Raw genomic sequence first — 11,773 nt, forward strand, 5'->3', positions numbered from 1 at the left:
TATAAATAGTTTTTTGGATTATGCCTAGTATTCATTTTCACTGTTTGCATTTGTAAATCCGCAGATTACATATCTTCCTAACTAATCTTAAAAAAATATCACGAAAAAACCTAGCCTTATTTGCAAAATAAGACTAGATTTCTTTTTTATTTTGTAACTACTTCATGTGTTTTACATTTTTCGTATAAAGACTGCTCTTTTAATACCTCTATCAATGTAGCTCCCATATCAGATGGAGTTGGCGCTACTTTTATGCCACATTCTGATAGAACACTAATTTTTTCGTCCGCCGTTCCTTTTCCACCTGAGATGATTGCACCAGCATGCCCCATTCGCTTACCTGGTGGTGCAGTGCGCCCGCCGATGAATCCTACTACCGGCTTCGTCATATTTGCTTTTACCCATCTTGCCGCTTCTTCTTCTGCAGTACCACCGATTTCTCCAATCATAATTACTGCATACGTTTCTTCATCTTCATTAAATGCCTTTAGTGTATCAATAAAATCTGTTCCATTTACTGGATCTCCGCCAATTCCTACTGCCGTAGATTGGCCAATACCAGCCTGGGAAAGCTGATGAACAGCTTCATATGTTAAGGTACCTGAACGAGAAACAACCCCTACATGGCCCTTCTTATGGATATATCCTGGCATAATCCCAATCTTACATTCTTCAGGTGTAATTACCCCAGGACAGTTCGGACCTATTAATCTAGTCTTTTTCCCTTCCATATAGCGTTTTACTTTCACCATATCAAGAACAGGAATATGCTCTGTAATACAAATTACTAAATCAAGTTCTGCATCAACCGCTTCTAATATCGCATCTGCCGCAAATGGAGCTGGTACATAAATAACCGATGCATTTGCTTCCGTAACTTCTACAGCATCTTTCACGGTATTAAAAACAGGTACTCCTTCTACCGTTGTACCGCCTTTTCCTGGAGTTACGCCCCCAACGATCTTTGTACCATATTCAATCATTTGTGTTGTATGGAAAAGTGCTGTTGCACCAGTTATTCCTTGGACAAGGACCTTTGTATCTTTATTAATAAAAACACTCATGCTTAATTCCCTCCTTGTTCTACTAAGGTTACAATTTTCTCAGCACCATCAGCCATCGATTCTGCTGCTACAATATCCACACCTGATTCCCGAAGAATCTTTTTGCCTAAGTCTACGTTTGTTCCTTCTAGGCGAACAACAAGCGGCACATGAAGGCTGACCTGCTTTGCAGCTTCCACAATTCCTGTTGCGATAACATCACATTTCATTATGCCACCAAAAATATTAACAAAAATTCCCTTTACTTTTGAATCAGACAAAATGATTTTAAACGCTTCTGTTACTTTTTCTGCTGTTGCTCCGCCCCCAACATCTAAAAAGTTTGCCGGTTCTCCGCCATAATGCTTAACAATATCCATCGTTGCCATAGCAAGTCCAGCACCATTTACCATACAGCCAATATTTCCATTTAAGGCAATATAGCTTAGATCATATTTAGACGCTTCTAATTCTTTCTCGTTTTCTTCATCTAAATCTCTATATGCTACAATATCTTTATGTCTATAAAGGGCATTTGAATCAAAATTCAACTTTGCATCCAACGCCATAATATTTCCATCCTCTGTTAGCACAAGTGGATTAATTTCAGCAATCGAGCAGTCTTTGTCTACAAATACTTTATATAAACCAGTCATAAATGCAACTGCTTTATTTACTTGCTTGCTTGGGATATTAATTGCAAATGCAACCCGACGTGCTTGAAACGGAGTAAGACCAGTTACTGGATCAATAACTTCTTTGACAATTTTCTCTGGGTACTTCTCTGCGATTTCCTCAATTTCTGTACCACCCTCTTCAGAAGCCATTAATACGATTCGAGATGTTGCACGGTCCACGACAAATCCTATGTAATATTCCTTCTTGATCCTGCAGCCTTCTTCTATTAATAATCGTTTTACTAATTTTCCTTCTGGTCCTGTTTGATGGGTAACCAATGTGCTGCCCAATATATCTGATGCATAAGTCTGTACTTCTTCCAAACTTTTTGCAACCTTTACTCCACCAGCTTTCCCTCGACCACCTGCATGGATTTGTGCTTTCACTACCCATACATCACTGTTTAATGTTTCTGCAGCTCGCACTGCCTCTTCTACTGTAAAAGCTACTTTTCCTTTTGGTACTGAGACGCCTTTTAATTCTAAAATCTCTTTCCCCTGATATTCATGAATATTCAAGCTTCCACACCCCTTTGATTTCCCTTTTTTGTAAAATTGGAGACAACTGCATTAATACATCTTATAACGAATGAATGAAATTTACTTCATTCTTTTTTGTTTTCTCCTTTTGACATAATAATCGTTTTCACTGTAGTAATAGGCTTTCCTAAAAGCGATTTACGATTTATTTATCTATTTGGAAAAAACAAAAATATGGTCACGCTTTCATTTTAAATGAAAAAACCTTTCTTTGTCTATAAAAAAGGCTTTTATCTTTAAATATTTTACATTTAAAAATATTTTTTCTTCATTTTTTGCCTTTTGGAGCGTCTTTTTTCGTCGTTTCCTTCTCTAATGAATAAATATATGCAAACACTTCAGCAACTGCCATATATAAATCTTCTGGAATTTGTTCATTTATATTTAATTTACTTAGAAGTTCTACAAGCGAAGCATCTTCCTGAATCGGGATATTCTCTTTTTTCGCCCGTTCAAGTATTTGCTCAGCCACTAAGCCTTTCCCTTTTGCAATAACTGCAGGAGCTGAATGTTTATGCTTCTCATAGGTTAACGCTATCGCTTCTTTTCGTTTTAAAGGCCTAGGCTTGTTCATATTTTAAGATCCACTCCTTTGTAACCATTTACTCGCATTGCTTGCTGAGGACTCCACATAGGCCTGTCTTCTTTTGTCAAAGGTCTCACATGAACTGCCATCAGTTTATAATCAAGCTCCCTAAGCCTTTCTTTTAAAGACTCTTCCTTTTGTTTTATTATTGGCATTATTTCAGTTGCTTGATCATTAAGGATACTCATATTCATGATTCGGTTTTGGATATTTAAATCAATAACCGTATCCTTCATATGAGCAAGCTCTAAGTAAAAAAGGATGCGACAATAATTGCTATCCACTTTGCCATCTTCCGTTTTTCTGCCATTATACTGCATCGTTACATCCACCTGCTGGTTGAAAAAACGAAGGGGAATTTCTGTAACTAGCTGCATAATAGGACCAGTTTGCTGACTCATAAGCTGATAGCCTGTCATTTTATCGATCAGTTGTCCTGCTGTCTCTTTCACAGCTATTGGAACGTCTTTTCCCATTAACTCTAGTAGCATGGGCTTTAGCATTTCCTGATGAAAGGCTTGTTCGTCTTCCATCGGAGTTCGTTTTAATAATCCAGCTTCATACGAATAGCCCATTTTATGAATTATAGTTTTTATCGTATCTACCATACTATCTTTGGAAAAATTTTCTCCCTCTGTTAAACTGGAAAGCAAATTGGTTAAGATTGGTTCCTTCACTTTATGTGCAGAAAGTTGGTGTTGCAACTCCTCTATCATGACACTAAATCCTTTATCTGATTGTAAGGATGTAAGACTAGAAAATACTTCTTTTGTTAGAGGCAGCTCTCTTTCAAGCATTTGACCAATAATCGAAAGATCTTGTTTCCCAATAAAACTCGGTAGCCATTCTCTTACGTTTCCAATCGCTTCTTTCGTAATTGGTAGATTATTAGAAAGTATATACTGAAGTAACATTCGATTTTCCTTTGAATTAGGAAGATTTAGCTGATGAAGCAATCCAGTCATATTTCCTTTTTCTGTTGGTGCTTCATTTGCTTGGGTTAAAACTTTTAAAACTGGCTTATCATCCGTTATGGAAACTTGAAACCAATAACTTTGATCAACGGTTACGGGAATGGTTAGGTTGGCAAGCATTCTTTGCGATCCTATTTGTACCTCTGCCATTTGTTGAGGAAATAATTTTGTCAATTTTCCATATACTAGTTGTCCATCTCTTAATTCAAGGGCTTTGTTACCTAAACGATTTTCATGAAATAAATCATGTACAATATGGTTAATATTCATCTTATTCCTCCTTTCTTCCTTAACAAAAATACAACCATTCCATTAGCTATTTTATATTCTCCACCATCTCTTTGATAGGGGAAAAACTCTTGCGGTGATGAATCGTAATCCCACATTCCTTAAGAGCTACTAGATGCTCCTGTGTGCCATAGCCCATATTGCTCGCAAAATGATAATCAGGATACACTTCATGTAACTCTTTCATCATGCGATCTCTCGTTACTTTTGCAATAATGCTTGCCGCAGCAATTGAAACACTTTTACTATCCCCTTTAATAAGGGACTGGCTAGGGTATGGAGTGGTTAATTTCATTGCATCAATAAGTAAGTAATCTGGCGTTTGGGAAAGCTCATTAATCGCTTCTAACATTCCCTTTTTTGTTGCTTGATAAATATTAATTCGATCTATTTCTGTAGGTGAGATTACTCCCACCCCTATCGAAATTGCCTCATTTTTAATGACCTCATAAAATAATTCTCTTTTTTTCTCTGACAATTTCTTTGAATCGTCGATACCAGGTAAGTAAAAACCTTCCGGAAGGATAACGGCCGCTGTGACAACAGGTCCAGCAAGCGGTCCCCTGCCTACTTCATCAATGCCTGCAATATATGTATATCCCTTGCTTCTTATTTCTATTTCATAACGATTCATCTTGACGAAATGGTCATGAAGCTTCTGTTCCTTTACGATACGTTTCTCCCATGCTCCTAGAAGCTTCTGAGCCCCTTTTCTCTCGTCCTTTCGTAATTCAAGGATAAAAGGGTCATTAACTTCCTTTATCCCTTCTAGCGTCTCTTTTATTTCTTTCATCGTTGCTAATTTCATTTTTTACACCTCGATATTTATATCGGTTTATGGATGATTTTATTTATTTTAATCTGTTCGGTATGCTTTTACTTCGCTTCCGAAAATGTTGGCCGTTATTTTTCCATTTCAGACACAAAATTTCTTCTCTCCTTATAACTATGAAAATTAGAAATTTATCTCCTACTCTTTACATAGAAAAGAGAAGTGTCTGATTTTAGCCACTTCTCTTTGAGAGCTTTTTACATATCTTCTGTTTTTTCAAATGTCAAAGGTCCAAATTTTTCACTTCTGATATCACGGATTATTAATTCTGTCACTTTATCATAGTCAATCATACCGCCGCCTGATAATGCTCCTCTAAATGTGCCGATTTTATCAAACAGTTCAACCGTATCCTCTGGAATCGTATCTAAATCATATCTTTCTTTTAAACGTTCTGGATATTCTTTTTCCAAAAAGCGTAGTCCAAAGATAGCAATATCTTGTAAATTTAAAATAGTATCTTTAATTGCTCCCGTTAAAGCAAGCTTTAATCCAACTTCTTGGTCTTCAAATTTCGGCCATAATATTCCTGGTGTATCTAATAGCTCCATTTCTTTGCCTACTTTAATCCATTGCTGTGCTTTCGTTACACCTGGTGTATTTCCTGTTTTGGCAATGTTTTTTTTCGCCAATCGATTAATCAGGGTAGATTTACCTGCATTCGGAATTCCGACAATCATTGCTCGAATTGCTCGTGGTCTAATTCCTTTTGCTTTCATGCGATCAAATTTTTCCGCCAAAACTACTTTTGCTAAAGCAGTAATTTCCTTCATTCCAACCCCTGCATGCGAATTAATTGCAAGTGCTTGTATACCTTGGTTTTTGAAATAGTTAATCCATTCCTTTGTACGTTCTTTATCTGCCATATCTGCTTTATTCAATAAAACAATTCTCGGTTTATGCTGGATAATTTCATCAATCATCGGGTTACGAGAAGATTGCGGAATTCTTGCGTCCACTAATTCAAAAATAATATCAACCAGCTTTAATTTTTCCGTTACTTGCCTTCTGGCCTTGGCCATATGCCCCGGAAACCATTGTATCGTCATGCCTGCACCTCTAATTCTTCTACTAACATTATTCTACTATTTTTAAATCGGATATCGGCCAATATACAACACTTGTACTGCCAATTATTTTATCATAGCCAATTGTACCAATATGGCGGCTATCTTTGCTATTTCTGCGGTTGTCACCCATTACAAATAACTCATCCTCTGGTACGGTTGCAGTGAAATCCTCCGTTAGTAGTCCATTTAGCCCTTCCTTATTATGTTCCAAGTAGGGCTCATCATAAGCTTGTCCATTGACATATAACACATCATCTCGATACTCAATCGTATCTCCCGGCAAGCCAATTACTCTTTTTATATAATCTTTGCCTTCTGGCGCGTGAAAAACGATAATATCAAAACGCTTTGGTTCACTTACTTTATAGTTTATTTTATTTACAATCATTCGATCTTGGTCAAGCAATGTTGACTGCATAGACTCTCCATCTACTACAATGGGAGCAAATAAAAAATATCGAATGACAAAGGCGAGTAAAACAGCGATAATTAATGCTTTACTCCATTCCCATACTTCATTTTTCTTCTTCTTTTCAGTTGCCATACCTTTCACCAATCCTTAACTGAACAATATAGGTAGTTATTTATGTATGATTGAACGCTTCACTAACATGATATATTTTAGCGGAATATCTGGATGAAGTAAAATTGGAAAGTAAGATATAAAAAAGAACTTGTTACAGGAACAAGCTCTTTTTTGGTAACAATTATCGAATTTCTTTAATACGAGCTTTTTTACCACGTAGGTTACGTAGGTAGTAAAGTTTCGCACGGCGTACTTTACCGCGACGGATAACTTCTAGCTTCGCAATTTTAGGTGTGTGAACAGGGAATGTACGCTCAACGCCAACTCCGTAAGAAACTTTACGTACTGTAAAAGTTTCGCTGATACCACCACCACGACGCTTAATTACAACACCTTCAAATAACTGAATACGTTCACGAGTACCCTCAACAACTTTCACGTGTACACGTACAGTGTCACCAGGACGGAATGAAGGAAGATCAGAACGAAGTTGTTCTTTTGTAATTTCTTCTATTAATTTTTGCATCGTTTTCAACTCCTTCCAACAGACGCTCTTGCACTCATAATGGAGACCACTTGCAGCGGAACATCGTTATAAGACCCTTCACAGAAATCCATCTGTTTAAGTCACAAGTGTTATCTTAACATAAAACTATAATAACAGCAATATTTTTTCTAAAAATAATAGAACTTTGCTATTTTTAATGTAATTGTATTATGTTAACTTGGATGATGTTGCTTTTTTAACTCCTTTACAAGCTTTTTCTGCTTCTCTGTCAGCGGATAATTATCTAGTAAATCCGGACGTCTTTCAACCGTTCTTCGGAAAGATTCCCTTTCTCTCCATTCATCTATATGAGCATGATTTCCAGATAACAGTGTATCCGGAACCTTCATACCACGAAAATCAGCTGGTCGAGTGTAATGAGGATGCTCCAACAAACCAGTGCTAAACGAATCATTTACATGGGATGCTTCTTTCCCCAGTACACCTGGCAATAGCCGTACAACACTGTCAATGACAACCATTGCGCCCAATTCACCGCCAGTTAGGACATAGTCACCAATGGAGATTTCATCTGTTACCAAATGCTCTCTGATTCTTTCATCATATCCTTCGTAATGACCACAAATGAAGATTAAATGCTCCTCTTTGGCCAGTTCTTCCGCTTTTGCTTGCGTGTATCTTTCTCCCTGAGGACACATTAGAATGACACGAGGCTTGGTTCCTTCCTTTTTTGCTGTTAATGCACCAACAGCGTCAAATATCGGCTGGGGCTTTAATACCATTCCAGCACCGCCTCCGTACGGATAATCATCAACGGTTTGATGCTTATTATCAGCGTAATCACGAAAATTCACGACATTGTACGCAGCTTTTTCGCCTTCTTCTGCCTTCTTTAAAATAGAACGATGAAGAACCCCTTCGAACATCTCTGGAAATAATGTAAGTACATCAATCTTCATTAAGAAAACAGCCCTTCCATTGGCTCTATTACAACTAGTTTTTCTTGCACATCTACTTTCATCACTACTTCTTCGATATATGGAATCAAGATTTCATTTTTATCTTGGCCTCTCACAACCCACACATCATTCGCTCCCGGTGTTAAGATTTCCGTAATTTCTCCAAGCTCTTCCCCTTCTACGGTTTCCACTTTACAACCGATAATTTCATGAAAATAATACTCATTTTCTGCAAGTTCTCCAAGAAAGCTCTCTGGCACCTTTAAAAGGCCGCCCTTCATAAATTCCACATCATTCACATTTTCATAGCCTTCAAATGTAAGCAGATTGAAGTTCTTATGTTCTCGATGGTCTTTAATTTTCAATTCAAGCGGATTCGCTTTATCTGTCTGAAAAAAATAAATCGTATTCCCAATTTTGTAGCGTTCTTCTGGAAAATCAGTACGAGAAATAACACGAATTTCTCCTCTTATCCCATGTGTATTGACAACTTTACCAACATTAAACCATTTCTCCATTGCATTCACCTCTATCGAATATCAACCACTGTTCCATCTTTTACAATAATTGACTTATTTGTATTTTCCCAAGACTGCCCCACCTGAACATCAACAACAGCCATTACTTCTTGCTCCTTGATTTCTGTCCCTAATGGTAGTATATGTAATTGATTTAATTGGAACTCTATCGTTTTTTGTTTCTCTAATTTATTTGTAACTTCCTTTCGAAAAAAACGTTTAATTTCCGAACCAGAAGGGTGATTTTTCAATTGTTTTCTTTCTTCAAAATAAAGCTGTTGTACTTCTTTTTCTAGTTGCTCTATTTCTTGCCGATATCGTTCAGAAATGGACTTTCGCGTTTTCTCTGTTAAAACTTGTTTTACTGTTACAGACTGAAGAATCTTCATATACTTCCTCCTAACAGATGACAACCTTTGTACATACCACTAACAAGGTAACATATATTGCATTTTTCGTCTAAATACAAGTAAATTATCAATCATTTTACCAACACTACAGCTACTTCTGAAGAAATGCTAGCACTTAAGTTTACTATATCAGCCAATGTAACATGTTTATCAGCCAAAATAATCATTTATCAGCCAAATCTCCATCGATATCAGCCAAAGAAGCGCACTAATCAGCCAAACGCATATTTCTCCTAAAAAACAAAGGAAGGAGGGTTCCCCCTCCTTCCTTTTCATTTAATCTCTAATATCAACAATAATTTTCTTTTGTTGTAATGATCCTGCTGCATAAACAATCGTTCGAATGGCTCTCGCTACTCGCCCTTGCTTCCCTATTACCTTTCCTATGTCATTCTCGTTGACAGAAAGCAAGTAAGTGATACGATTATCCTCTTCTGTTACAGTTACGGCAACTTCCTCTGGAAAATCAACAAGGGGCTTAACAATCGTTTCTATAAGCTCTTTCATTGCATCAAAAATTATTTAGCGTTTTTGATATTGTGGAATTTTTCCATAATACCTTGGTTAGAGAATAGGTTACGTACTGTATCAGATGGTTTTGCACCATTTTGTAACCATTGTAGAGCTTTATCTTCGTTGATTTCCACGATAGCTGGGTTTGCTACCGGATTGTAAGTTCCTACTGTTTCAATGAAACGTCCATCACGTGGTGAACGAGAATCTGCTACTACGATACGATAAAAAGGAGATTTTTTTGCTCCCATTCTTTTTAAACGAATTTTTACTGCCATTTAATATTGCACCTCCGAATAGTTTCACACAAGATAGTATATTATCAGATACTCCAACACTTTGTAAAGTGTTTTTTCTTGTCAGTGTTAAAAATCTTTATTTACGCCCTCTAACAGTCTGTTTTCGCCCAATTTCAATGGACAAACGAAGCCAATTTTATATAAAAAACTGTCGTTAGAACGGGTTGAAAGGTAATTTTAATTTACCTTTTTTCTTGCCCTTTTGACCCATATTGGTCATTTGCTTCATCATTTTTCTCATGTCATCAAACTGTTTTAAAAGTCGATTTACTTCCGGAACGGTTCTACCGCTTCCTTTTGCAATACGCTTTCTTCTGCCAGAATTGATGATCTCTGGATGTTCTTTTTCTTGCTTAGTCATGGACTTAATGATTGCCTCTACATGTGCAATTTGCTTTTCGTCCACTTTCATATTGTTTAAGCCTTTGATTTTGTTCGCACCTGGCATCATTTTAATTAATTCGTCAAGTGGTCCCATGCTTTTCACCTGGCTTAAGGAATCAAGAAAATCGTCAAAGGTAAATGAATCTGATTTCATTTTCTTTTCTAATTCTCTCGCCTTTTCTTCATCCACGTTTATTTGCGCTTTTTCGATTAAGCTAAGCACATCACCCATTCCTAGGATTCTAGAAGCCATTCTCTCAGGATGGAATGTTTCAAGCGCGTCCATTTTTTCTCCCAAACCAACAAATTTAATTGGTGTGTTTGTAACAGAACGTATGGAAAGCGCAGCACCCCCACGTGTATCACCATCAAGCTTTGTTAAGACAACTCCCGTTAATCCTAACTGCTCGTTAAAGCTTCCGGCTACATTGACAGCATCTTGCCCTGTCATTGCATCGACAACAAGTAATATTTCTTCTGGGTTTGCAAGTTCTTTGATTTGCTTTAATTCATCCATTAGGGCTTCATCTACATGAAGACGACCTGCTGTATCAATTAATACATAATCATGATGATCTTCTTTCGCTTTTTCAATCGCTTGCTTTGCAATTTCAACAGGACTAACTTGGTCTCCTAGTGAAAAAACTGGAAAATCAAGCTGTTTTCCTAATGTTTGCAATTGCTTAATCGCAGCAGGACGATAAATATCTGCAGCTACTAATAGTGGATTACGATTATGTTTTTTACGCAGTAAATTTGCAAGCTTACCAGTGGTGGTTGTTTTCCCCGCCCCTTGAAGTCCGACCATCATAATGACAGTTGGAGGACGTTTACTCACACCAATTTTGCTTTCTTCTCCACCCATTAATTCCGTAAGCTCTTCTTTTACTACTTTAATAACTTGTTGTCCAGGAGTTAAGCTTTTTAGCACTTCCTGTCCAACTGCACGTTCACTTACTTTTTTGACAAAGTCTTTTACCACTTTAAAGTTTACGTCTGCCTCAAGAAGCGCAAGACGTACTTCACGCATCATTTCTTTTACATCCGCTTCATTTACTTTCCCTTTTCCACGGATTTTTTGCATCGTGTTCTGCAGTCGGTCAGCTAAACCTTCAAATGCCATACGTCAGCCTCCTTAATCTAATTTCTCTAGTTCCTCTACTGCCTCTCGCAACGCAGATATAGATAAGGTATCATGTTCTAGCATTTTTTTCATCTTTTCAAAAAGAACTTGACGCTCTTGAAATTTCTGAAGTAATAATAACTTATTCTCATATTCTTCTAGCATTGCTTCTGTACGTTTAATGTTGTCATACACCGCTTGACGGCTTACATTGTACTCAGCAGCAATCTCCCCAAGAGAGTAATCATCCAAATAGTAAAGAGACATATAGCTTCGTTGCTTCGGTGTTAACAACGACTGATAGAAATCAAATAAATAATTCATTCTCGTTGTTTTCTCAAGCATCGAATAATACCCCCGTGTTAAGTCAAAAGCCTTTACATCGACTATTTTACACACCAGAAAAAAAGATGTCAAGAAAATATCTTTACAAATTGAAAAGCGGAGGGTGCCCGTTTAGGGGCGTGTGGGGTGGAGCGACGATTCCTGAGATATAGGAAACACAGTGAACGGCAGTGAACTG

General features: G+C 37.2%; 15 protein-coding genes. All 15 read right to left on the reverse strand.

Annotated elements, in window-relative coordinates:
* Window positions 1–146 precede the first annotated feature (146 nt).
* Entirely contained in the window at window positions 147–1,064 is a 918-nt protein-coding gene (sucD, locus tag ACTNDN_RS05350) for a succinate--CoA ligase subunit alpha (protein ID WP_284561344.1), read from the reverse strand.
* A 2-nt stretch (window positions 1,065–1,066) separates the two neighbouring features.
* Window positions 1,067–2,239, reverse strand: a complete 1,173-nt coding sequence (gene sucC / locus ACTNDN_RS05355; RefSeq protein WP_031534461.1) for an ADP-forming succinate--CoA ligase subunit beta — start codon at window positions 2,237–2,239, stop codon at window positions 1,067–1,069.
* A 289-nt stretch (window positions 2,240–2,528) separates the two neighbouring features.
* The gene (locus ACTNDN_RS05360; RefSeq protein WP_031534459.1) at window positions 2,529–2,834 is read right to left on the reverse strand and encodes an EscU/YscU/HrcU family type III secretion system export apparatus switch protein; all 306 of its coding nucleotides are present in this window, start codon (window positions 2,832–2,834) and stop codon (window positions 2,529–2,531) included.
* Entirely contained in the window at window positions 2,831–4,090 is a 1,260-nt protein-coding gene (locus tag ACTNDN_RS05365; protein ID WP_441130829.1) for a hypothetical protein, read from the reverse strand. Before ACTNDN_RS05365 ends, ACTNDN_RS05360 begins: the two co-directional genes overlap by 4 nt.
* A gap of 46 nt (window positions 4,091–4,136) precedes the next feature.
* A complete protein-coding gene (locus tag ACTNDN_RS05370; RefSeq protein WP_441130830.1) occupies window positions 4,137–4,916 on the reverse strand; it encodes a ribonuclease HII in 780 nt (259 codons plus the stop codon).
* Between the two features lie 221 nt (window positions 4,917–5,137).
* Window positions 5,138–5,989: a ribosome biogenesis GTPase YlqF gene (gene ylqF, locus ACTNDN_RS05375; RefSeq protein WP_441130831.1), complete on the reverse strand. Its 852-nt coding sequence runs from the start codon at window positions 5,987–5,989 to the stop codon at window positions 5,138–5,140.
* Window positions 5,990–6,017: 28 nt separating this feature from the next.
* Window positions 6,018–6,554 (reverse strand): signal peptidase I, encoded by a 537-nt coding sequence (gene lepB / locus ACTNDN_RS05380; protein WP_441130832.1) that lies wholly within the window; start codon window positions 6,552–6,554, stop codon window positions 6,018–6,020.
* Window positions 6,555–6,717: 163 nt separating this feature from the next.
* Window positions 6,718–7,062 carry a 50S ribosomal protein L19 gene (gene rplS / locus ACTNDN_RS05385; protein ID WP_031534450.1) on the reverse strand — a complete coding sequence of 115 codons (345 nt, stop codon included), beginning with the start codon at window positions 7,060–7,062 and terminating at the stop codon, window positions 6,718–6,720.
* Window positions 7,063–7,256: 194 nt separating this feature from the next.
* Window positions 7,257–8,003, reverse strand: a complete 747-nt coding sequence (gene trmD, locus ACTNDN_RS05390; protein ID WP_441130833.1) for a tRNA (guanosine(37)-N1)-methyltransferase TrmD — start codon at window positions 8,001–8,003, stop codon at window positions 7,257–7,259.
* Window positions 8,003–8,521, reverse strand: coding sequence for a ribosome maturation factor RimM (gene rimM, locus ACTNDN_RS05395; protein ID WP_441130834.1), 519 nt, complete (start codon window positions 8,519–8,521; stop codon window positions 8,003–8,005). The genes trmD and rimM overlap by 1 nt, the downstream gene beginning before the upstream one ends.
* Before the next feature lie 11 nt (window positions 8,522–8,532).
* On the reverse strand, window positions 8,533–8,910 hold the full coding sequence (locus ACTNDN_RS05400) for a YlqD family protein (protein ID WP_031534445.1): 378 nt from the start codon (window positions 8,908–8,910) through the stop codon (window positions 8,533–8,535).
* A 297-nt stretch (window positions 8,911–9,207) separates the two neighbouring features.
* Complete coding sequence (locus tag ACTNDN_RS05405; protein WP_031534442.1) at window positions 9,208–9,438, reverse strand: KH domain-containing protein; 231 nt, start codon at window positions 9,436–9,438, stop codon at window positions 9,208–9,210.
* A gap of 11 nt (window positions 9,439–9,449) precedes the next feature.
* A complete protein-coding gene (gene rpsP / locus ACTNDN_RS05410; RefSeq protein WP_031534440.1) occupies window positions 9,450–9,722 on the reverse strand; it encodes a 30S ribosomal protein S16 in 273 nt (90 codons plus the stop codon).
* A 175-nt stretch (window positions 9,723–9,897) separates the two neighbouring features.
* Entirely contained in the window at window positions 9,898–11,250 is a 1,353-nt protein-coding gene (ffh, locus tag ACTNDN_RS05415; protein WP_031534438.1) for a signal recognition particle protein, read from the reverse strand.
* Window positions 11,251–11,262: 12 nt separating this feature from the next.
* A complete protein-coding gene (locus ACTNDN_RS05420) occupies window positions 11,263–11,595 on the reverse strand; it encodes a putative DNA-binding protein (RefSeq protein WP_031534436.1) in 333 nt (110 codons plus the stop codon).
* Window positions 11,596–11,773: the final 178 nt, after the last annotated feature.

Source organism: Niallia sp. HCP3S3_B10 (genome assembly GCF_052064465.1).
GTDB classification, from domain to species: domain Bacteria; phylum Bacillota; class Bacilli; order Bacillales; family Cytobacillaceae; genus Niallia; species Niallia hominis.